We start from the raw sequence: 22,856 nt of genomic DNA on the forward strand, positions 1-22,856 counted from the left end.
CTGGTGAACAATAAAGGTGATAAAAAAGAGTCAGAAGGCAGGGAAATCCTGCCTTCTGACTCTTTTTTTAGTCTCCGCTGATTTAAAGGGAGGGTTTTTCAGTGGCCTCGAATTTCCGCCATGCTTTTTGCGTACTTATGAATGGAAAAGAAGAAGTTTGCCTGCAGGTGATGCCAGGCGATGGGTTTGTTTGATCAACTCTTTTTCTTCCAGGATGGCTTTTCCTTTATCACTTGCTTCTTCGTCTGTTTCGGCCGTAAATGTTTCGTCCAATATCTGTTTCCCCGTTTTTTCGAATGCTGTCAGTTTATAGGTTCTCATATGGAATCAATCCTTTCTGAATGGATATTCATTTTAAGTATAAAGGGTTTCTTTTGAAAAGTCCTGCAATTTTTGAAACATTTTGGCAAATGCTTCGTAGTAAGTAGAAAGAAAGGGGCGAACGAAAATGGCTTTGCACGTTGAACAGGTAACAAAAAAATTCGGTGATTTTACAGCGGTGGATAATCTTTCGCTGTCAATCGAAGAAGGAGAGATGCATGGTTTTCTCGGTGCCAACGGAGCCGGCAAAACGACGACATTCCGGATGATTCTGGGCCTGCTGGATCCCACTCAGGGTACAGTCCGTTGGAAAGGAAAACCCATTACATATGCAAACAGCCCGGAAATCGGCTATTTGCCGGAAGAGCGCGGACTGTATCCGAAAATGAAGGTAGAAGAACAACTGGTGTATTTGGCACAGTTGCGCAAAATGTCGAAGCCGGATGCCAAGCGCGAAACGGCTGCCTGGCTGGAACGCTTTGAAGTGCCGCATTACGGGCAGAAAAAAGTGGAAGAGTTGTCAAAAGGCAATCAGCAAAAAATCCAATTGATTGCATCGCTCTTGCATAAACCGTCGTTGCTGATATTGGATGAACCTTTTTCGGGACTCGATCCTGTCAATGTGGAAATGCTGAAAGGAGCGATCCTGGATTTTCAGAAGCAAGGGGCGACCATTGTCTTTTCCAGCCATCGCATGGATCATGTCGAGGAGTTATGCGATGACATGAGCATTTTGGACCGCGGAAAAGTGGTAGCTGGTGGTTCGATAAAGAAAGTGAAACGGTCATTCGGCAAGCAGAAAGTCCGCTTGAATATGGAAGGTGATCTCAGTGGCTTGAGCGCCATCGCGGGTGTCGATCACTTTACTAAAACCAAAGACGGCGCATTGTTCCAGATTACGGATGAACATGTTGCGCAAGTTCTACTCGCTAAAGCGATAAATCTCGGAACACTACGCCATTTTGCAATAGAAGAACCTTCCTTGGAAGAAATTTTCATTGCGAAGGTGGGAAAAAATCATGCATAGTTTCTGGATTATTTTCAAACAGGCGTTTATAACCAAAGCCAGAACGAAATCCTTTATTATAACAACACTGGTTGTCGTTGCCTCCTTTTTTCTTTTGGCGAATATTCCGAACATCATCGCGCTTTTCGATGGCGAAGAATCTGAGGAGAATTTGCTGCATGTCCTTGATGAAACCTCGGGCCTTGTGCCGGAACTGCAGACCCAGCTTGATTTGATGGACAGTGGGATTGAAGCTGTACCGACTTATTTGACTGAAGAGGAATTGCAGAAAAGCCTGGCCGAAGGAATTATTGACGATTACCTGGTTTTAACACAGAATGGCCAATTGAGTGCCCGTTACATCTCAGAATCTGCCAATGAATTGGGCGGTGGCATTGAGATTGAAAATGCGGTTCAGGCAGTACATACGGCATTGACTGCCGAATCGCTCGGATTGGATGACAGCCAAGTGTGGCAGTTGTTCATGCCGGTCGAATTTGAGCGGGAGGCTGTTTCGGAATCTTCCAAATCACAGGAAGAGTTGAGTCAGTCCAGAGGGCTTGTTTATGTCCTGATCATGCTCATCTATGTGGCAGTCATTTACTATCCAAACATGATCGCCATGGAAGTAGCCACTGAAAAATCTTCCCGTGTCATGGAGATTCTTATTTCCAGTGTGTCGCCAGTTAAGCATATGTTCGCAAAAATCTTAGGCATCGGCAGCCTGGGGATTTTGCAAATGATGATTTTCGGACTGTCCGGCTATTTTGCCATTAAGACAGCGGGCACGGATTTAACTGAAGGCTTTTTCAGCGTCATGGGCTTTTCTGAAGTCAAAATCAGTACATTCCTGTTCGCCATCCTCTTTTTCCTGTTAGGCTATTTCCTGTATGCGGTGCTCGCAGCATTGCTGGGGTCTTTGGTCAGCCGGACAGAGGATGTGCAGCAATTGATGTTGCCAATGATGATTTTAGTCATCATCGGATCACTCATCGCGTTTTCCGGCATCTCGATACCGGAAGCCGGCTATGTGACCGTCTCATCCTTTATTCCATTTTTTGCGCCTTTAGTGATGTTCCTGCGTGTCGGCATGCTGGATCTGCCCTTGTGGGAGCCGCTGTTGTCCATTGGTATCATGCTGGTGACCATAGGGATACTGGGGTGGTTCGGCGCCCGTGTCTACCGTGGAGGAGTGCTGATGTATGGCTCCTCCCAGTCCCTGAAGGACATCCGCAAAGCTATTCGATTAGGGAATAATAAGTAGTCGAGAGTTAGCGCCGTTATAGAAAAGCCACTCTTTTATAAAAATAGACTTCTTATATAAGTTGAACTAATCATTTTTGATGGGCTATACTTTGCTGCTTCCTTGGGAGTCTCCACTGGTTTGCTCCATATCTTTTATGATTACAGGGGAAAACATAGAGTTGCTTCGAATTCACTAAATCCCTTAGCGCCGGTGCGTCCAAGGGCTGGGCAAAGCAAGAAGACTGGCGTCCTTTGCCTGGCTTCTTGCGGGAGCCATGCCCAAAGCGGCCGAAGCGTTGGATAAAAGCTGATTTCTTTAGTTCAGCTTTGATAGAACATAAGAAAGCTGTTTGCAGGAAGTTTCTTGCAAACAGTTTTTTTTATGGGATTTCCATGGTAAAATAAGAACAAATATTCGGTCTTTAAGAGGGGTTAATTATGGAATCTATTCGATTTATCCACACCGCAGATCTGCATTTGGGAAGCCCGTTCATCGGCATGAAGGGCTTGCGGAAAGAACATTGGAAAAAGCTGAAAGACAGCACGCTGGATGCATTTGATGGGCTCGTTCGGTATGCGCTCGATGAGAAGCCTGATTTTGTGCTGATTGTCGGCGACATCTATGACGGGGAAGACCGCAGCATACGCGCGCAAGCCCGTTTTCAAAAAGGAATGCAGCAGCTTGCTGAACAAGAGATTCCGGTAATTATCAGCTACGGCAACCACGACCACCTGAGCGGCAATTGGACGCGTTTTGAATTGCCCAAAAATGTCCATGCATTTGACGATTCAGTCTCCCAGTTCAGGCTGGAAACCGCCGGTGGTCCAGTGGTTTTTACCGGCTTCAGCTACGGCAAACGCCATGTCAGTGAATCGATGGTGGAACAGTATCCGGCAGCAGAAGGTTTGGAGAGCTACCAGATCGGCATGCTGCACGGCAGCCTGGACGGCGATGCGACACATGCGGTTTATGCGCCTTTCAAAAAAGAGCAGCTGCTCAGCAAACAGTATGATTATTGGGCGCTTGGCCATATCCATAAACGTCAGGAGCTTCACCGTGAACCGTCCATCGTTTATCCCGGCAATATTCAAGGGCGCCACCGTAAGGAGTCCGGAACAAAAGGCTTTTATGATGTGACCCTGTCAAAAAGGGATACTTCCTTGGAGTTCATTCCGACGTCAGTCGTTCAATTCGATCAGGTGGCCGTTTCGATCAAGGGAATACTCCATATGAATGAATTGATTGATGCTTGCCGAAGAAAGCTTAGTCTTTTTGGAGAAGCAGCAGGAACGGCGATTGTCGATATAGTGTTTACCGAAATGGATGGAGAGAGTTTTCAGCTCTTAACTGAAATTCCGGAAAGTGAACTGCTGGAAACGCTGCAAGAATCAATGGAAGCACTGGATCATTTTATCTGGATCCAAGAGATTCGGTTTCAAGAGGCAGATAACGAAGCAGAACTTTCTCCACTCGGGGCTGTGCTGGTCCAGACAATCGAAGGGTGGAACACAGAAGAATGGAAAACGATCTTGAAGGATTTATACAGGCACCCGAAAAGCAGCCGCTTTTTAGCGCCTTTGGAAGATCAATCCATCGCAGATCTTCAACTGGCAGCCGCCCAAAAAATTCGACGCAGCATGCAGGCAGGAGAGTGACGGAATGAAAATCGAAAAACTGATCATTTATGGTTTCGGCAGGCATGAAAACCGGACCATCGATCTGACTGGCCAAATGGCCTTGTTTTATGGCCCAAATGAAGCCGGAAAAACAACCATGCAGCAATTTATCGTCCAGATTCTTTTCGGCTTTCCTGCACGCAAAGGGGCATTATTGCGCTATGAACCGAAAAATGGTGGGAAATATGGCGGTCAAATTCACATATCCGATCCGCATTACGGAAAACTGGTGATTGAGCGGATAAAAGGAAAATCTGCCGGAGATGTCACTGTCTGGTTTGAAGACGGCAGGCGTGGGGCAGAAGCCGAACTAAAGCAGCTGCTGCGCAATTACGACCGCGCCTCGTTTGAAGCGATTTTTTCATTTTCCATCCATGAATTGCAAGGACTTGACGGACTGAGTGAAAAGGAATTGAGCCGTACCCTGCTGGCCTCCGGAACTACAGGCATTGATGCGGTAACACGATTGGAAAGCCAGCTGGAAAAGGAAATGGCGCTGTTGTTCAAGAAGAGCGGGCGAAACCCGGAAATGAATGTGCTTGCTGATGAGCTCCGCAGCATCGAAGGTGAGCTGAAGGAATATCGGCAGCGGACAGAGTTATATGGTCCTTATATCGAACGGCTGCGCGAAATTGACAATCGCCTGATGACTATCGAAGCTGAAGAAAAGGAAACAGACCAGGAACTGAAAAAACTCGGGAAATGGCAGCAGATGGCTCCATTGCTGGCTGATAAAAAGACTTTGGCAGAGCAGATCAAAGCATTGCGAGTTGTCCAATTTCCATTGGACGGAAAAAGGCAGATGGACCGGCTGGTGGACAAGCTGTCAGAAACAAAAGCTGGTGCAGAGCATTTGGCCAATCAGCAGAACAGCTTGCCTGCCGTTGAATCAGGAGAGCCTGTATCAGCTTTGGAAAATCTGTTGAACCGTGAATCAGATTGGCATCAGCTGCGTCTTCAATTGGAACACAAGAACAATGAACATCTGGAACTTTCGGAAGATCGCCAGTCCACATTGTCCCTTATCGGGCTTTCTGAGCAGCAGGCTTTAGAAGTGGATGTCTCTTTAAGAAACGAAGAGCAATTAGTTGGCAGGCTGAAGGATTTGGATGTGGAAGAAGAGGATCAACGTTTCCGGATGCGCAACCTGCAGGAAGAAAAAAAAAGACTGTCACAAACAGAAGCGGAGCTGACGTATTTCTTGGTGGGGGAACCTGTTGGCAAAGAGCGGCTCGCTGCGGAACAGTGGGCAGCCATTTCTGGGGAGTTAGCGGAAGCCAGAGTAGCGTCAAAAATTCAAACAGTCAACAGCGGAAATGGACAGATCGTCAACTACGCGTTGGTTGCAATGGGTTTGATTATGGCAGCTTATGGCTTTGTACAATCAACTATGCTGTTAATGGTATTAGGTCTTGCCGTAATTGGGGCAGCAGTTTGGTTATTCCTGAAAACGGCAAAGCCCGCAGAGCTCTCGGGACATTACCAGACACTCCTAAACGAATATGGCGGAAAAGAAAGTGAGTACGAGGCAATTTCGAAAAAAGTTTCAGAATTTGATCATCAACTGGATGGCTTAATAGCACAGCGGGACGCCATCAAAAAGAAAATCGCCGTCTATTCAGCAGAAAAAACTTCTTCTCCTGCAAAAGCTGCCTATCAAAAGCTTCTGCTGGAAATTGGCCTTCAGCCGGGAGCAAGCCGGACGATGGTCCTGGAACTATTCGAAAAACTTCGTGAAGTGCATAACATCCACTCGCGGCTGCAGCGGATCGACAGCGAAGTCCGCGTATTGGAAGAGCGGCAGGAAGAATGGCTTGAGAAAGCGCAAGCAGCATGCGGCAAAGAACTGGCAACCGGTGAACTGATGCCTTCTTTGCGTTCAGAGCTTGCACTGCGGAAACAGAAGCAGGAAGAATGGATCAAAGTAAATGAGAAACAAGGGGAGCTGCTGCAGGAAATCAGCCGCTTGACTATTTACCAGGAGCAGCTTGAAAAAGAGCAGCAGGCGCTGCTGGAATATACCCATGTGGAAGATGTTTTTGACTTTTACCGGACGGCGGATACCTGGGAGCGAAAACAGCAACTTGAAAAAGAGTGTGCACTTGTCGATGGGCAGTTGGAGTCTATTGGAAAAATTGATTTGCCGGCTGGCTGGCAGCCAGATGATGCTGAAATGGCTTTAGAGCGCTGGCAGATTCATCTCGCAAAGCTCAAAGCGGAGCGGAACGAGCTGCTGGCGGAACAGGCTGATAAGCAGCAATTGACCCGTTTATTATTGTCGGATAGTTCTTATGAAGAAAAGCAGCAGGAATTTGAAGAGAAGAAAGCGGAATTCATCGATTTGGCCCACCAGTGGTCCATCAATAAAGCTGTTGTGGAAGCAATCAGCCAGATAATGGCTGAATTGAAAGACAAGAAATTGCCGGCAGTGCTGGACAATGCACAGCTTTATTTCAACCGGTTGACCGCCGGTGCTTATCAGAAATTGTCCATGAATATGTCAGGTTATTTTGAAGCGGAGAGACAGGATGGAACGTATTTCCGGATTGCTGAGCTCAGTCAGGCGACGAAAGAGCAGGCTTATCTGGCGTTGAGGCTGTCTTTAGCTGTATCGATGAAGAACAGCCATCCGTTTCCTATTATTATGGACGACGCTTTTGTCCATTTTGATCGCAGTCGGCTGCAGCAAATGATAAACTTAGTAACAGAGCTGCAAAAAGAGCATCAGTTCATTTATTTCACTTGCCACGAAGGCATGCAGCAGGCTTGGCCTAATGCGCAGATCATCAAGGTGGCCAATACCGAAAGGAGCGTTCATTCATGACTAAAGGAATCACACAGCGTGCAGTCGGAGAGACGATTGATGAATTCCTGCTGATCAAGCAGTCAGTCAAAGGAGTCACAACTACTGGAAATCCGTTTATTTCATTGGTATTACAGGACAAGAGCGGAGATATTGAAGCAAAATTATGGGATACGAAAGATGAACAGGAAAAATTATTCGCAGCGGAAACAATTGTCCGTGTCGGTGGCGAAATCCACAATTACAGAGGCAAAAACCAATTGCGCATCAAAAGCATCCGGCCGGCGAAACCAGAAGAGAACCAGTTAATTTCAGACTTGATGCCGTCGTCTGAGAAATCAGCGGACGAGTTGCTCGAAGAAGTGATGAAGTATCTTTTCGAGATGGAGAATCCACAAATTCAGCGGATTACACGTTTTATGCTGAAAAAATACCAGCAGCAATTCCTGACATTTCCGGCAGCAACGCGCAATCATCACGACTATGTTTCCGGTTTGGCAGATCATGTCGTTTCCATGCTGAAGTTGGGCAAGGCATTGATCGATATCTATCCGGGCTTAAACAAGGATTTGCTGTTTGCGGGGATTATTTTGCATGATATCGGCAAAGTAATCGAGCTCTCCGGTCCGATTGCAACAAGCTATACTGTGGAAGGCAATCTGATCGGACATATCTCCATCATGGTGACAGAAGTGGCGAAAGCTGCAGAAGAGTTGGAGATTGAAGGGGAAGAAGTTATGCTGCTGCAGCATATCATCCTTTCGCACCATGGCAAGGAAGAGTGGGGCAGTCCGAAAAAACCGATGCTTAAAGAAGCTGAAATTCTGCATTATATCGACAATATCGATGCCAAGATGATGATGATGGACCGCGCTCTTGGAAAAACCAAGGAAGGCGAATTTTCTGAACGTGTCTTCGCATTGGATAATCGCTCATTCTACAAACCGAAAATTTGATAAAAAACCTCCGCTTCCTTTCTCGGAAGCGGGGGTTTTTCAGTCTATCGAGAAACTTCTAACAAGTCGTGGATTTCCGAAGCTTACCGTTCGCTTTCCGCGGGCTCGCGTCCAAGCCTCCTCAGTCACTCTGTTCCCTGCGGGGTCTCGGCCGTCTCGCTTTCCTGCAGGAGTCGAACGGACGCTTCTCCAACCCACTTAGTAAATGCTTTCTTCCTTAATGCAGCGGAAGGCGGCGACTCCAACGGGAACAGTGACGGAGCAAAGCGACAGAGCGACACGAGATGGAGCCACTGGACTCAGAGTAGCGAGGGGAGCGGCAGAAGTCGTGCCAGTAAAAGCGTCCGTCTGAAGCGAAATGAAAGCGTGAAGACTTTTTCAACAAGCTGAAAACCCCTCGCTTCCAGTAATGGAAGCGAGGGGTTTTTAAGTCTTCAGTTATTATTCTGCAGGGGCAGCTTCTGGAGCAGGAGCAGGATTCAGGATATCTTCCAAAGCGCCTTCGAGATCTTCATCTTGAATCTCTACATTTGCTTCTTCCATCAATTCAGCAACTTTCGGCAATAAAGTGGTTTGATCCGCTTTTGAAAGTGCTATTTCAGAACGAATCTCTTCTTTCTGGTCTTCCAATGCCGGTTGGTCTTCTACTTGACGTTTCTCAAGAACCTGGATGATGTGGAATCCAAATTCAGATGCTACAGGCTCACTTATTTCATCAACTTCAAGGCCATAAGCGACTTCCTCAAACTCAGGAACCATAGCTCCTGGTCCGAACCAATCAAGGTTACCACCGTTTGCACCAGAAGCTGTATCAGTTGAATTTTCTTCTGCTAATGCAGCGAAGTCACCGCCTTCATCCAATTCTTTCTTAAGGGAGTTGGCAGTTTCTTCATCAGGCACAAGAATATGGCGTGCGTTCAATTCAGTGCCTTGGCGGTCATATTGTGCTTGTATTTCTTCGTCGGTCACTTCAACGCCTTCAGTCAACGCTTTTTCCTGCAATAAATTTAAACGGATGACTTTTTTATAGCTGTCTTCAGTTTGGTTATTTTGAGCAAGAAACTCTTCAAAGCTTTCTCCAAGCTCTTCTTTATTGCTTTCGTACTCTGCATTTACTTCTTCATCGGTCACTTCGTAGTTTTCAGCAAGTACTTTTTCAATCATAAGAATCTGTACCGCTTGTTCGCCAATTGAGGTTTTCATTTCTTCGTAAAGCTCATCTTTTGTGACATCTCCAGCATCGGAAGTGATAATAACTTCCCCTTCGCCGCTGTCGCTGCAAGCGGCTAAAGCCAGTATGGATGCTGCCAATGTAATTGTTAAAAAGGATTTTTTCATTAAATTTCGCTCCCAACTTTCTATCTAGATGCAGTAGTTGCTAATAGTATAAACGTTTTGAAATCTTGAATGTTCCTAAAAAAAGACACTTGCCAGTAGGCAAGTGATTTAAGGTGTAAATTCTACGCCTACATACAACGATACCAGTAGTATTGTGATTAATATATTAATGGTACGGAATATTTTTTGATGATTTTCTTCCGGGATTTCCCGAGAAGTAACTAAGGCCAATGTCATCCGGTTGATCTGGAAAAGATAAAACACGGAGAACATAACAATGAATGCGATAATCATGGATTTCCTCCCCTCTGACTTTACTTCCTAGTATAACAAAGACGGGAAGAAAAAGCAGGAATCAGCTGACTACTGGAGGCACAAGAATCTCAAAACCGGTTTCTGTTTCTTCTATAAACGCATATTTGGGAGAATGCGCTAAATTGCGGAGGTAGATGATGTCCGTCAAGCATAAAGCACAATGATACGCTAACAGCATAGCGAAATAATGGCTGAAGGCAGGCATCAGGATACTTAACGTGACAATGGCTGTGTTTAGAATAAGAAAAGGTGTGGCCAATGACAAGAGAAAACGTACTTTGGGAACCGGTTCATTAATATGAAATGAAATGGCCGGGCAAACCTTCATCTGTTTTCGAATGATAAGTTTCAATGATTTGTGGCAACCAATCATTGGAAAGAAATGTAAAACTTTATGGATTGGATAGATAGCTAATAAAGCCAAGACGAAAAGTAGAAAATACTGATCGGATAGTGGTGTGGCATAAGCAATCGCAAGCCCGACGTAAGAGGCCATAAAAACAGCGATTCCAAAAAGTGCTGATATCATGAAAAGCCGGTCAAATCCATATTGTTTTTTTACATTGATTGTTTTCCAGCAGTGCATGTATGCATCTCCTAACTACAAAATTCATTTTTGAGTCGATACATACAATACAATGATTTATAAGGAAATGCAACCATAAATTAAACAGCGGAATTTGTTGATTATTGTTGGCTTTCTTGGTGCACAATGACATGGTTTTCTTCACTGAATCTGTTCTCGATATTTTTAAAGGATGCTTCGAAAATTTCCATGAAATCATCTCCATAAATATTACGGATTACGGCCATGATATCCATAAACTCCGGGAATTTTCCATACATCTCTCGCAAGGGCAGAGAGCCGTCAATGACAGAGTGTGGAGTCTTATGATAATTTTCAATCATTTCCTGCATCAATTTCTCGCCTTTTTCGGTTAACTGAATGTAGGTATTGCGTTTATCCGTATCGCGTTTTGAAAAAGACAGAAGTTCGCGTTCTTCCAACTTTTTTGAGAAATTAAAGGCAGTAGAAACATGCATGACACCGAATTTGGCGACATCCGATATAGAAGCTCCCTTTAAGTGGTAGGAGATCCAAAGAATGTGATGCTCATTAATATTCAAGTCATAAGGTTTTATCCACATTTGCCAATCTTTTTCTACCGCTTTCCACAGCGCTTTCGATAATTGCCCGATGCGTTGGCTAAACAACATAGCCTCTTTCATGGTATATTCCTTTTCGCTCACACAAGCACCCACTTTCTTCCGAAATATTTTCTTTATTATAGCAGTAAAGCAAACGTAATAAAAGTAAGAATAGTAAAATAATTTACAGCAAAAAATAAAATCAGAGAAAGTCTTCAAAAAAGACTGTATAAGCGGTACTTCGATACCCTTTAGATTCAGATGCAATAGAAAATTCAAAAAAAACAGCCGCCTAGTGGCAGCTGTTTTACGCGCTTTGTGTATCGTCGTCGACTTTTTCCTTTTTAGGCTTATCATCGTCTTTGTTTTTTTTGTCTTTGCTGAGGGTGTTTTGCAACTCTTCAATGGCATTTTGGATAGCCATGATTTCAAGCTGAAGGTGCTCTTTGGCGGGAGCAGTGCTCTCCGTCCAAGTTTCAAGTGATGCTTTTAATCCATCGACTGCTTCAGGCAGCTGTGATTTGGCTTCCTCGGTCAAGTGATTGACCGATTCTTTCAGGCCGTTCACTTTTACTTTGAGTTCATTCAAATACTCTTTCCATTCAGATGACGTTGATTTCACAGTTGTACGGAACTCTTGTCCTGATTGTGGAGCAGAGAATAAGGCCGTTGCAGCTCCAACTGCCACCCCTGTAGCAAGTCCTAAGAAAAATCTTGATGCTTTCATGTATAAAACGCTCCTTTCTTCCTATCAATCTCTTTTCCTTTATTTTACCTAATTAAAACATAAAGAGGAATGACTGTTCAATGAAAAAAGCTTTTCGCCATAAATAATGACGAAAAACTTCTGTGTTATGCGGCTTGTGAAACCGCTGTTTCGAATTTGGAGCGCTTGACCAATGTGATGACAATTGGGTAGATAAAGGCGAAAGCGACTCCGTTCATCAATACTGCAGGCAAGACCACCGTTACAACCAACAGGCTGAAAGGGATATTGGCACCAATTACAAAAATGGCTGCAGAAAGAAATATTGTTCCGGACAATAAAGTGCCGACTGCACAAAGTGCAATAGTAACCGGCAGTTTAGAAACGAATTTCTTCAGGATCATCACTAAAGCCAGAAATACAAAAGCGGTGATGAACTTGTCGATGATATTTGGAAAGAATCCACCCGGGAATGTAGAGAACAGTCCTGATAAGACACCAGTCGTTACCGCCAATAAAAATACGTTTTTCACATTCGGGAATAAAAGAATGCCAATAAACATCATCGTCAACATGAAATCAGGTTTCATTCCTCCGTTGATGCCTGGAATCACCACATAAAGTGTGGCTCCGACGCTTACCAGCAGCGCCATTAAAACTAGGTTCTTCGTATTCATTTCTCATCTCTCCTCAGCTAATGTGTTAGTTCTTTTTCCCGGTCGTGTCCTCATGACCGCCGGCGAAAAAACTTATTCTGATTCTATCCTGTCCACTTCAGAAAATCAAGCGTCAGCGGTTAACTTTTGTTTTACACTTTCTGCAAGCTCTTGAATGCGTTCGGAAGTGAATTCTTTCTCTTTGGTTATCCATTTTGCCCCAAAGCCATCAGTTTGCCCGTAGCGTGGGATAAAGTGCAAATGGAAATGGTATACGCTTTGGCCAGCTTTTGCGCCATTGTTGTTCAGCAGGTTCATGCCTTCAGGCTGAAACGTATCGTTGATGGCTTTTGCGATCTTCGGTGCCACGGAAAACAGCTTGCCCGCTTCTTCGGGTGTCATATCATAGACAAACTCACGATGCGTTTTGGGGATAAGCAAAGTATGGCCTTTTGACAAGGGCATGATATCCATAAAAGCAAAGACATGTTCATCTTCATAAATTTTCACGCTTGGGATCTCACCTGCAATGATTTTGCAGAAAATACAATTTGTCATTGGTATCATCCTTTCCATTTTTCCCATTTTACCATATTTGCCATATCAGAAAAGAATTCGACAGCTGATTTTGATACAATAGGTAAATGTATAAGTTAAAGAGTTTATGGGTTGCGTAACAATGAGATTTTCCTTCATTGTTGATTGTATGATTTTTAAAAGAAAGAGGTGTTGTATATGGCTATTTTGGAAGTTGACGCGTTGACAGGCGGGTATACACGCAAGCCGGTCCTGCAGGAAGTGACGTTTTCGATCGGAAAAGGGGAACTTGTTGGACTGATTGGTTTGAACGGTGCCGGCAAAAGTACTACAATCAAGCACATTATCGGATTGATGCAGCCGAAATCGGGGGAAATCCGATTGAACGGAAAAACCTTCGAAGAAGATATGGACACATACCGTTCATCTTTTTCATATATTCCGGAAACGCCGATTTTGTATGAAGAACTGACGTTGCGGGAACATTTGGAGCTGACTGCGATGGCTTATAATTTGGATCCCGAGCTGTTTGAAAAACGTTCTGCAGAACTCTTGAAGGAATTTCGGATGGAAAAGCGGCTAAAATGGTTTCCATCGCACTTCTCGAAAGGGATGCGCCAGAAAGTGATGATCATGAGTGCATTTCTTGTGAATCCGGCTCTTTACATCATCGACGAACCTTTTGTCGGACTGGATCCACTGGGCATCAAATCCTTATTGGATCAGATGGAAAAACAAAAGGAAAAAGGGGCGTCGGTGCTGATGTCGACCCACATCCTGTCTACTGCCGAACGCTATTGCGACCGGATCATCCTGCTTCATAACGGACGGATTCGGGCCAGCGGAACGATGGACGATTTGCGGAAGGCTTTCAGTATGCCCGGAGCGTCACTGGATGATTTGTATATTGCGATGACCGAGGATGAGCTAAATGAAGAATTTGCATGATATCTGGTCGAAACGGCTTCATAAGTACACAGTTGAAGTCCAAAATTACTTGAAATATATTTTCACCGGCCATATCGCAGTCGTGCTGCTTTTCGCACTTGGAGCTGCAGGATTCGCCTATAGCGAATGGATTCAGAATATCCCGCCAGAATTCCCGGGAGCGCTCGTGTTGGCAGTGATTTTCGGATTGCTGTTGGCCATCAGTCCACCGTCAACTTTATTGAAGGAAGCAGATTCGGTGTATTTTTTGCCTTTGGAAAGCAAGTTGGATGAATTTTTAAAACCGGCTTTGAAATGGTCGTTCTTTTCCCAATTGTACTTGCCGGCCATCGTCTTTATCGTGTCGTTGCCGATGGTCAATGCCCTCTATGGTCTGCCGTCGTCCTTTTTAATTGGTTTTCCGATTTTGCTGCTGCTGATCAAATGGTGGAATGTCCAGACGGAATTCGTTTTCCGCAGGCAAGGGGCAGGAGAAGCTGTCTGGCTGGACCGGCTGCTGCGTTTCTTGCTGGTCGGGCTGTTTGTATACTTTTATATAGAAGAGCAGTTGGTTATTGCTGTCCTGGTGCTGTTTGCCATCATTTTTTATGGCAAATGGATAGCCCGCAAAGCGGTAGGTAAGCCTTTCGCTTATGACCATTTTATAGGGCTGGAAGAAAACCGCATGTTGCGTTTTTATCAGTTCGCCAACTACTTTACCGATGTCCCTCATCTGAAGGGCAAAATCAAGGCCAGAACCTGGCTGAATTGGGCTTACGGGTTTATCAAGCCGGGTCCGAAAAACGCACATTTATATTTGGTTTGGAGAACTTTTGTCCGATCGGATGAATTGTTTTATTTATGGGTGCGGCTGACGGCCATCATCATGGTGGGGGCGTGGTTCATTCCATTCCAGATCGGGGTCGCATTATTTGCCGGTGCCTTGGCATTCGCGACGGTGATTCAAATCTGGCAAGGGTTGACGCATACCCAGCATTTCAGGATGGACAACTTGTTCCCGCTGACTCAGTTCAGCAGGCAGCAAGCTGTCCGGAAACTCATCATGGCAATGCAGATTTTGCAAAGTATAGCTGCAGCAGCTGTCCTGCTGCTGATAGGGGAAGCTATTACTGCCTTGTTGACTTTTGGCGTCATTCTGGCCGTTTCTCTCATTACGGTTATAGTTTTAAAAAGCAGGGAAAATTAAACCAAGCCCGGCATCTAGGAATAGATGCCGGGCTTGGTTTTTGGTTTACTTATGGAAATTAACGGCTGCAGCGCCCAGGGTTTTAGCAGCCAGCAACATGGCTTCTTCTTTAAAATCGAACTTTGGATGGTGATGAGGGTATACATCTCCGTCAGGCATCGCACCTGTAAAGAAGAACGCCCCCGGAATTTCCTCCAGGTAATAGGCGAAATCTTCTCCGCCCATTTGAGGCGGGCAGTCATAGACTTCTCCCACACCAGGAACGGTTTCTGCGATACCTTTTACATATATAGTTTCTTTTTCATGATTGACGACTGGTGGGTATCCGCGTTTGAAATGGAATTCATAGCGGCTGTTATTGGCCATACTGATTCCTTCGATGACGCGAGCCATTTCCGCTTCCATCAGGCTTCGGACATCTTCCTTGAATGAGCGGACAGTTCCGGACAAAACAGCCTGGTCGGCAATAATATTGAATGGGTTCTGTGCTACAAACGAACCGACCGACAGGACCGCGGATTCCAAGGGATCCACACGTCTGGATACCAATGACTGCAGGTTCGAGACGATCTGGGAACCGATGACGACCGCATCAATCGTTTCGTGAGGGCTTGCGCCATGGCCGCCCCGTCCCTGAACTTTGAGTTCAAAGCTGTCTGCAGCGGCCATGATCGGGCCGACGCGCGTATCGATTCTGCCAAACGGCGTCGTAGACCAAAGGTGGGTACCGAAAATGACATCAACACCGTCCAGCACGCCTGCTCTAATCATCGATTTTGCGCCTCCTGGAACCAGTTCTTCGGCATGCTGATGAATCAAAACATAGGTTCCTTCCAATCTATCACGCAGATTGTGCAGGGTTTTTCCAAGCACTAGAAGTGTAGCTGTATGGCCGTCATGGCCGCATGCGTGCATGACGCCATCGACGGTTGATTTATAGGGCACACTTTCTTTTTGGTCCTGAATCGGCAAGGCATCGAAATCAGCGCGCAACGCCACGGTTTTACCAGGTTTTGCGCCTTGTATTCTAGCGACTACACCGTTTCCGCCAACACTGTGTTTAACATCGATCCCCAATTTTTCATAGTAATCACGAATATAACGGGCTGTTTTGATTTCATGAAACGATGGTTCTGGATTCATATGCAGGTGACGGCGGATTTCCACCATTTCCGGATAAGCGGCATCTAATTCTGCGTATAATGCATCAATCATTTTCAAAACCCCTTTCTTTTTTCAAGCATATCATAAATGGCAGTGGGTGAGAGAAGGGACACCAGTCCCATGGCAGATACAAGATGCAGAGAAGGTCTTAGGGATTTTTTAGAGTCCTCCAAAATTAAAAAAGCGCAGCCGCTCCTAATTGCTGGAGTACGGCTGCGCTTTTTTTTGGTTAGTAAGTGAAGTTCATGTAAGATGCTGCAAAGTACACAATAAGAATAATCACAGATGGCAGTGCATACGATAGTGTAGAAGCACTTTCTTTTCGGTAAAGCGAAAACAAAGCAAGCAACGACATGATCAGAACACCGACAGCGATAATCATATTCGCGCCGGAAACACCTGAAATAATGGTTCCTGCAGTGTACACAGGATCAGACAGGGCAAGGATGATCATATTGAAGATATTGCTTCCGAGAATGGCACCGACAGCCATGTTGACATTGCTCAATCGCAGCGCCACAAAAACAGAGATGGCTTCCGGAAGGGAAGTTGCTGCAGCAATCAGGAAACTGCCGATAAAGCTGGAGCCGATTCCGGTAATGATAGCAATTTGGTCTCCGGTAATTGATAAGGCAGTACCAGCAGCCAAAATAACAAGAGCCGCGATAACAAAGCGGAAAATTGCTGCTTTTGGTGACAATGAAGCACTTGGATTATCAGGTTCTTCTTCCGACTCTGCAATCGCTTCTGCTTCAGGGTCCAGTGAAGGCAGTTTGTTGATGGCGACCATACCGATAATATAGGTGACTGCGATGATCAATGCATCCAGACCAACACCAAAAATTTGTGTGTCAAGACGCAGCCAAAGGGCCATGATGACAAGAACGGTTAAAAAAGTCCCGAGAATGGCAGTGTAGATATTGTTGCGCGAAGCCCGATTCAAAATCCGGCGTCTCCGGAGAAGGAAATCAAATCCAGCAAGGATGAACAAATTGAAAAGGTTTGATCCAATCATGTTCCCGACAGCGATATCAGCGTTGCCGATAGCTGCTGCCGAAAAACTGGTGGATACTTCAGGCAGGGAAGTTGCCCCTGCAAGTAATAGGGTACCGACCATCATGCCGCCCATTGCCGTTTTTGAACTGATAACATCGGCATATTGGGACAGCTTGATGGATGCGAATACGGTGAGTGCAGCTGCTAATATGAAAATAACGAAAACCAAGTAACTTCCTCCTTAAATTTGCAACAAACCAGCTCTGCATGGTTTGAGGTCATCATTCTTCTTCAGGTTTTGCTCGATAGGTACTGATATAGGACACACCCGAGAAAATATTCGGGCGCTGCGCACTGAGTGGGCTTTCCGGCTTAGCAGAATGTGCTTGAGAAAACGCTTGCGACTCTTTCCATTTTTCATAAAAAGCAGGTGACTCCCATTCAGTCAGGACGACATAGGTGTCTGAATCAAGTGGTCTCAAAACACGGAATGCGATATATCCAGGTTCGTTTTCAATCGCTCCTGCCCGATTTTTAAAGCGGTGTTCGAAAACAGGGCGCCCTTCGTCAGAGACCGGGATATTATTAAAGACAAAAAATCCTTTTTCCTTGAATTCTCCTGTTCCATCAACCACTTCATAACGCCGGGGTGTTTGGAAAATGGTCTTCCCCTCTGTTTCATGGATCATCAAGGTTGTATTTTCACCTTGCATGAGGACCATTGTCTCTTCCGAATGTTTTTCACGCATTTTCTTCATGTAATCGTAAGTTCCTGTCGTCATGTAAAAATTCATCGATACCCCTCCTTAGGAAATATACATGCTTTTCTTTTTCTTTATCCTTCCCTTTAGAAATCTACACGAAACAGGTATTGACAATCAAGTGAAAAGGAGAAGCGTCTAATTTATGACAATTGCGCCGGAAATCTATACAATAAAGTATGGAGCGTCTATAGTATAGACGGATATAGGTAGACAGACAAGATAGCAGCAGACTGAAGGGATGAAAAATTCATGACATTCAATGATACGTATCTTCGCGCAGCGCGAGGAGAAAAAACCGATCATGTGCCGGTTTGGTATATGAGGCAGGCCGGACGTTCCCAGCCGGAATACCGCAAAATTAAGGAAAAATATTCGTTGGAGGAAATTACACACCAGCCGGAGCTATGTGCATACGTAACGAAGCTTCCTGTTGATCAGTATAATAATGATGCAGCGATTCTATACAAAGACATCGTTACGCCATTGCCTGCAATCGGAGTTGACGTAAAAATCAAATCAGGGATCGGTCCTGTCATTGATAATCCAATCCGCAGTATGGCGGATATTGAACGCTTAGGTGAAATCAACCCGGAACAGGATGTTGATTTTGTCCTTGATACAATCCGCCTGTTGACGCAGGAACAATTGAATGTGCCGCTGATCGGATTTTCAGGTGCGCCTTTCACATTAGCTAGCTACATGATTGAAGGCGGTCCTTCCAAAAGCTATAACAAAACCAAAGCAATGATGGTGTCAGAACCGGCCATGTGGTTTGCACTAATGGACAAATTGGCAGACACTATCATTCCTTATGTAAAAGCACAGATCAAAGCAGGCGCAAAAGCCATCCAGATTTTTGACTCATGGGTCGGGGCACTGAATGTTGAAGATTACCGGATTTTCATCAAGCCGGTGATGGATCGCATTTTTGCCGAATTGCGCACAGAAGGTGTGCCATTGACGATTTTTGGTGTGGGAGCAAGCCATTTGGCAAAAGAATGGCATGAGCTTCCAGTGGACGTTGTTGGGTTGGATTGGCGTTTGCCGATTTCAGAAGCGCGTTCGATGGGATTGACCAAGACTTTGCAAGGCAACCTCGACCCCTCTTATTTATTGGCAGACTGGCCGGTAATCGAGGAACGTACGAAAAAGATTTTGGATATGGGCATGCAAAGCGATGGCTACGTCTTCAATCTGGGGCATGGAGTGTTCCCAGAAGTTAATCCGGATACGTTGAAGCGATTGACTTCATTTGTACACGAATACAGTACGGCTCATAAAAGTAATTTAAAGTAAGACCAAATTTCATGTTGAGGTGATTATGTTGAAGAAGACAATGGGATTATTAGTAATGGCATATGGAACGCCATACTCAGAAGACGATATTGAACGTTATTACACGCATATTCGCCGCGGCCGCAAGCCAAGCGAAGAAAGTCTGGAAGACCTGCGTAGCCGTTACAAAGCGATTGGCGGGCTGTCACCACTTGCAAAAATCACACTAGACCAAGCAAATGGCTTATGCGAGCGCTTGAACGAAGTGCAGGATGACATTGAATTTAAAATGTATCTTGGCCTGAAGCATATCGAACCGTTTGTTGAAGACGGCGTTGAAGAAATGAAGAAAGACGGCATCACAGAAGCTATTTCGATTGTCCTGGCTCCGCATTTCTCAACTTTCTCCGTGAAATCGTATAATGGCCGTGCAGCAGAAGCTGCTGAAAAAGCAGGGATTTCATTGACATCTGTCGAAAGTTGGTACACAGAGCCAAAATTCATCCAGTACTGGAGTGAGAAGATCAGTGCTTCGTTCGCTGAAATGTCAGAAGAAGAACGGGCGAAATCTTGCCTGATTGTTTCTGCGCACTCATTGCCTGAGAAAATTATCGCGAATGGCGATCCTTACCCGGATCAATTAAAAGAAACAGCTGACATGCTCCAACAAGCTACTGGCGTGAAAAACGTGGAAGTTGGCTGGCAAAGCGCCGGACAAACTGGCGAACCTTGGATTGGGCCGGATGTCCAGGACTTGACCCGCGAGTTGTTTGAACAAAAAGGATACACCTCTTTTGTCTACACACCGGTTGGTTTTGTAACAGATCATTTAGAAGTTCTTTTCGATAATGATTACGAATGCAAAGTGGTTTGCGACGAAATTGGCGCAAATTACCGCCGTCCCGAAATGCCGAACGTCCAGCCTTTGTTCATCGACGGCTTGGCAGATGTGGTATTGAGAAAACTGGCAGAAAAATAAATTTTAATGAAAGTGAGGATTAAACGTGGCCGAACAAACGCATAAAGTAATCATCGTGGGCGGGGGCATCACAGGCCTGTCTGCGGCATATTACTTACAAAAACAAGCGATTGAGCAAGGTTTGGAGATTGAAATCACATTGGTTGAAGCAGCCCATCGTCTCGGCGGGAAAATCCAGACTTTGCACAAAGACGGTTTTGTAATTGAGCGTGGTCCGGATTCGTTTGTCTCACGAAAAAATAGCATCCAGCAACTAGCTAAAGAATTAGGAATAGAAGACCGATTGGTTCAAAGTGCTCCGGGTAAAACATATGTGGCGGTCGAAAATCAGCTGTATTCGATACCGGCTGGGACCGTCATGGGTGTGCCGACGAATTTTGGGTCGTTTCTCACTTCTGGCATTACCTCCTGGTTCGGCAAAGCCCGGGCTTTGGGAGACTTTGCCCTGCCGATATCCACAACACTTGAAGATCAGCCACTCGGTAAGTTTTTAAGGCGCAGATTCGGCAATGAATTGGTCGAAAATTTAATTGAACCTCTATTTTCGGGCGTGTTTGCCGGGGATATTGACCGTTTGAGCTTAAAGGCGACTTTTCCCGAGCTGCTTGAAACCGAACAGCAGCACCGCAGTTTAATACGTGGCTTAAAGAAAAACCAAGTATCGGATTACCGAGCATTCAATACTGAAAAAAAGGGCATGTTTCAAACATTTACGGGTGGACTTGAAACACTCGTACGCACCCTGGAAAAGGAACTTGAAAACTGTACAATCCTTAAAGGTGTGAAAGTTGAAAAATTGGAACAGCATAATGGCCGGGCTAAATTACAGTTGAACAATGGCTCTACTATAGCGGCGGACGGTGTGATCCTGGCCTTGCCGCATTCCGCTCTGCCAACATTATTTGATCCTTTAGGATTGTTGAAGGGCCTGAAAGACATGCCTTCCACCTCGATTGCGACAGTATCAATTGCATTTCCAGAGGGCGCCGTCGCTCCGGATAAGGATTTTATGGGATTTGTGGTGGCACGCAACAGTGATTTCACCATTACGGCGTGTTCAGCAGCCCACCTCAAATGGCCAAGCTTAACACCGCCTGGAAAAATCGTCTACCGGTCATTTATTGGGCGCGTTGGTGATGAGGCAGTCGTAGAATTATCCGATAAGGAAATTGTCAAAGCTGTTTTAGAAGACTTGCATAAATTGTTGGACATCCAGGCAGAACCTGAATTTACAGTCGTTTCCCGCATGAAAGAAGCGATGCCTCAATACGTCGTCGGCCATGAAGAACGGATTGCCTTAGCGAAAAAAGAATTGCATGAAGCCCTTCCGATGGTACAGATTGCGGGTGGTTCTTTCGAAGGATTCGGATTGCCTGCCTGCGTCGACCAGGGAAAGGCTGCTGCTAGTCAATTAATCGAACAATTTACTGCTGAATCGTTCAGTAGAGAGGAAACCCCATTATGAAGAAATTTGTATGGCTTGGATTGCCGTTTTTGTTGCTGGCTGCATGTGGAACAGGAACAGCTGACTCTCCCGGAGCTGGCGATCCAATTGAAGAAGTGATGGTGGCATTTAACACCGAAACACAAACTGACCCAGCTGAGGAAATTGTGTTGTCTGTTACAGTGACGCAGGGAGACGAAGCAGTGGAAGACGCAGATGAAGTCATTTACGAAGTATGGGAATCCGGAGACCGCGCTAACAGCGAAATGATTCCGGCTGAACATGCGAAAGATGGCGTCTACGAAGCGCAAACAAGTTTTGAAGAAGAAGGACTGTATTATATGCAGGCACATACCACAGCTCGAAGCCTGCACGTTATGCCGAAACAGGAAATTACAGTCGGCACTCCAGACCTGGATTCCATTGTTCCGGATGACAGTGCTGATTCACAAGGCATGGATAAAATGGAAGGCCATTCCGGCCATTGATACAGAACAACAAAGGCATCGCTTAGGCGGTGTCTTTATTTATGTGAATAAGGGGGGCGATTTTTACTGCAGTTCTATAGCCGCTCCGGTCGCTCTGGAGGGGACTCCCGCGATAAGCCAGACAGCGGAAGGACGCTGCCAGTATTATCGCTCCGTCCCCTCCGTTGCCGTGCCTCAGCTGGATGTGTATTTGATAAGGTGGCAATCCTACTTGTTTGGTATAGATAGATGGATTGGAGTTCTGGAATCGCTCGGCAGCGATAGTGCACGCGCCTTCGCTCGGCTTGGGGTGGATGTGTGTGGATTTCGAGGCTTTACCTTACCAGTTCACGTTTCTACCTTAACTTTTTACTTTTCTACATTAAGTTTTTGTATTTCTACACGGATTTTTGGAAATATGATGTGAAAATAATCTGTTTAGTGATTGACCCATTACTTGGCGTGGGCCATGTTCCGTTAGAAAATATTGCTTCCATAGAGAAAGAGTGAAAGGCGGCGACTCTTGCGGGAATAGTGCGAGACGGAGCCACTGGACTGAGCGCAGCGAGGGAAGCGGCAGAGTCCGTACCCGCGGAAAGCTTACGCCTGAAGCGATTTCTCCAACCTACTCAAATTATTCTAAATCTATTTAATATAAAAATTCAACCCAAAAAACGAAGCAGCGCCGGCAAGCGCTGCTTCGTTTTTTATAAGCATGTTTTAGTTGATCTTATAATTCGTTGCAAGAATCACATTGAGTACCATAACACTCATGTTGCTCTTCCATTTTTTCTCCACAAGACGCGCACTGTTTCGGGGGCAAGTTCTTGAAAAATTCGACTACGTTTTCAATCATAACTTCCATCTCCTTTTGTTATAGTACTGTTAGTATTTAAACCAGTGTATTATAACAGTTTGGATTCG

At 45.3% G+C, this 22,856-nt stretch carries 23 protein-coding genes; 11 read left to right on the forward strand and 12 right to left on the reverse strand.

What is annotated here, in order from left to right:
• Window positions 1–135: 135 nt before the first annotated feature.
• Complete coding sequence (locus J7I83_RS15065; RefSeq protein WP_215102045.1) at window positions 136–321, reverse strand: YhzD family protein; 186 nt, start codon at window positions 319–321, stop codon at window positions 136–138.
• Window positions 322–448: 127 nt separating this feature from the next.
• Between J7I83_RS15065 and J7I83_RS15070 the strand changes: the two genes are divergently transcribed.
• From J7I83_RS15070 to yhaM, 5 genes are all read left to right on the forward strand, one after another.
• On the forward strand, window positions 449–1,348 hold the full coding sequence (locus J7I83_RS15070) for an ABC transporter ATP-binding protein (protein WP_215102047.1): 900 nt from the start codon (window positions 449–451) through the stop codon (window positions 1,346–1,348).
• Window positions 1,341–2,591: an ABC transporter permease gene (locus J7I83_RS15075; RefSeq protein ID WP_215102049.1), complete on the forward strand. Its 1,251-nt coding sequence runs from the start codon at window positions 1,341–1,343 to the stop codon at window positions 2,589–2,591. Before J7I83_RS15070 ends, J7I83_RS15075 begins: the two co-directional genes overlap by 8 nt.
• A 419-nt stretch (window positions 2,592–3,010) precedes the next feature.
• Window positions 3,011–4,228: a metallophosphoesterase family protein gene (locus J7I83_RS15080; RefSeq protein WP_215102051.1), complete on the forward strand. Its 1,218-nt coding sequence runs from the start codon at window positions 3,011–3,013 to the stop codon at window positions 4,226–4,228.
• 4 nt (window positions 4,229–4,232) lie between these two features.
• Window positions 4,233–7,073 (forward strand): ATP-binding protein, encoded by a 2,841-nt coding sequence (locus J7I83_RS15085; protein WP_215102053.1) that lies wholly within the window; start codon window positions 4,233–4,235, stop codon window positions 7,071–7,073.
• Entirely contained in the window at window positions 7,070–8,008 is a 939-nt protein-coding gene (gene yhaM / locus J7I83_RS15090; protein ID WP_215102055.1) for a 3'-5' exoribonuclease YhaM, read from the forward strand. Before J7I83_RS15085 ends, yhaM begins: the two co-directional genes overlap by 4 nt.
• Window positions 8,009–8,449: 441 nt before the next feature.
• On the opposite strand, the gene J7I83_RS15095 is transcribed toward yhaM, so the two are convergent.
• The 7 genes from J7I83_RS15095 to J7I83_RS15120 all read right to left on the reverse strand — a co-directional run bounded on the left by J7I83_RS15095 (window position 8,450) and on the right by J7I83_RS15120 (window position 12,730).
• Window positions 8,450–9,346, reverse strand: a complete 897-nt coding sequence (locus tag J7I83_RS15095; protein WP_215102056.1) for a peptidylprolyl isomerase — start codon at window positions 9,344–9,346, stop codon at window positions 8,450–8,452.
• 108 nt (window positions 9,347–9,454) lie between these two features.
• Window positions 9,455–9,640, reverse strand: a complete 186-nt coding sequence (locus J7I83_RS17900) for a hypothetical protein (protein WP_006828367.1) — start codon at window positions 9,638–9,640, stop codon at window positions 9,455–9,457.
• Window positions 9,641–9,701: 61 nt separating this feature from the next.
• Window positions 9,702–10,247 (reverse strand): DUF3267 domain-containing protein, encoded by a 546-nt coding sequence (locus J7I83_RS15100; protein ID WP_215102057.1) that lies wholly within the window; start codon window positions 10,245–10,247, stop codon window positions 9,702–9,704.
• A 101-nt stretch (window positions 10,248–10,348) separates the two neighbouring features.
• A complete protein-coding gene (locus J7I83_RS15105; protein ID WP_215102285.1) occupies window positions 10,349–10,912 on the reverse strand; it encodes an HTH-type transcriptional regulator Hpr in 564 nt (187 codons plus the stop codon).
• A 205-nt stretch (window positions 10,913–11,117) separates the two neighbouring features.
• Window positions 11,118–11,537, reverse strand: a complete 420-nt coding sequence (locus tag J7I83_RS15110; protein ID WP_215102058.1) for a YtxH domain-containing protein — start codon at window positions 11,535–11,537, stop codon at window positions 11,118–11,120.
• A 125-nt stretch (window positions 11,538–11,662) separates the two neighbouring features.
• Window positions 11,663–12,193, reverse strand: a complete 531-nt coding sequence (locus tag J7I83_RS15115) for a tryptophan transporter (RefSeq protein ID WP_215102059.1) — start codon at window positions 12,191–12,193, stop codon at window positions 11,663–11,665.
• A gap of 105 nt (window positions 12,194–12,298) precedes the next feature.
• On the reverse strand, window positions 12,299–12,730 hold the full coding sequence (locus J7I83_RS15120; protein ID WP_215102060.1) for an HIT family protein: 432 nt from the start codon (window positions 12,728–12,730) through the stop codon (window positions 12,299–12,301).
• A 177-nt stretch (window positions 12,731–12,907) separates the two neighbouring features.
• On the opposite strand from J7I83_RS15120, the gene J7I83_RS15125 reads away from it, so the two are divergent.
• Together J7I83_RS15125 and J7I83_RS15130 are read left to right on the forward strand one after the other, a co-directional pair.
• A complete protein-coding gene (locus J7I83_RS15125; RefSeq protein ID WP_215102062.1) occupies window positions 12,908–13,657 on the forward strand; it encodes an ABC transporter ATP-binding protein in 750 nt (249 codons plus the stop codon).
• Window positions 13,641–14,843, forward strand: a complete 1,203-nt coding sequence (locus J7I83_RS15130; protein ID WP_215102064.1) for an ABC transporter permease — start codon at window positions 13,641–13,643, stop codon at window positions 14,841–14,843. Before J7I83_RS15125 ends, J7I83_RS15130 begins: the two co-directional genes overlap by 17 nt.
• 45 nt (window positions 14,844–14,888) lie before the next feature.
• Here J7I83_RS15130 and J7I83_RS15135 read toward each other — a convergent pair whose 3' ends face one another.
• The 3 genes from J7I83_RS15135 to J7I83_RS15145 all read right to left on the reverse strand — a co-directional run bounded on the left by J7I83_RS15135 (window position 14,889) and on the right by J7I83_RS15145 (window position 17,797).
• On the reverse strand, window positions 14,889–16,058 hold the full coding sequence (locus J7I83_RS15135) for a M20 metallopeptidase family protein (protein WP_215102066.1): 1,170 nt from the start codon (window positions 16,056–16,058) through the stop codon (window positions 14,889–14,891).
• Window positions 16,059–16,236: 178 nt separating this feature from the next.
• A complete protein-coding gene (locus J7I83_RS15140) occupies window positions 16,237–17,232 on the reverse strand; it encodes a sodium:calcium antiporter (protein ID WP_215102068.1) in 996 nt (331 codons plus the stop codon).
• Between the two features lie 52 nt (window positions 17,233–17,284).
• Window positions 17,285–17,797 (reverse strand): antibiotic biosynthesis monooxygenase family protein, encoded by a 513-nt coding sequence (locus tag J7I83_RS15145; RefSeq protein WP_215102070.1) that lies wholly within the window; start codon window positions 17,795–17,797, stop codon window positions 17,285–17,287.
• 219 nt (window positions 17,798–18,016) lie between these two features.
• Between J7I83_RS15145 and hemE the strand changes: the two genes are divergently transcribed.
• The 4 genes from hemE to J7I83_RS15165 are packed head-to-tail and all read left to right on the forward strand — an operon-like array spanning window position 18,017 to window position 21,953.
• The gene (hemE, locus tag J7I83_RS15150; RefSeq protein WP_215102072.1) at window positions 18,017–19,063 is read left to right on the forward strand and encodes a uroporphyrinogen decarboxylase; all 1,047 of its coding nucleotides are present in this window, start codon (window positions 18,017–18,019) and stop codon (window positions 19,061–19,063) included.
• Between the two features lie 25 nt (window positions 19,064–19,088).
• Window positions 19,089–20,021: a ferrochelatase gene (gene hemH, locus J7I83_RS15155; protein WP_215102073.1), complete on the forward strand. Its 933-nt coding sequence runs from the start codon at window positions 19,089–19,091 to the stop codon at window positions 20,019–20,021.
• Window positions 20,022–20,046: 25 nt separating this feature from the next.
• Entirely contained in the window at window positions 20,047–21,486 is a 1,440-nt protein-coding gene (hemY, locus tag J7I83_RS15160; protein ID WP_215102075.1) for a protoporphyrinogen oxidase, read from the forward strand.
• Window positions 21,483–21,953 (forward strand): FixH family protein, encoded by a 471-nt coding sequence (locus J7I83_RS15165; RefSeq protein ID WP_215102077.1) that lies wholly within the window; start codon window positions 21,483–21,485, stop codon window positions 21,951–21,953. Before hemY ends, J7I83_RS15165 begins: the two co-directional genes overlap by 4 nt.
• A gap of 709 nt (window positions 21,954–22,662) precedes the next feature.
• Here J7I83_RS15165 and yhfH read toward each other — a convergent pair.
• Entirely contained in the window at window positions 22,663–22,788 is a 126-nt protein-coding gene (yhfH, locus tag J7I83_RS15170; protein WP_215102079.1) for a protein YhfH, read from the reverse strand.
• Window positions 22,789–22,856 lie beyond the last annotated feature (68 nt).

Origin of the sequence: Planococcus sp. ISL-110 (assembly GCF_018613575.1) — a bacterium.
Taxonomy (GTDB): Bacteria; Bacillota; Bacilli; order Bacillales_A; family Planococcaceae; genus Planococcus.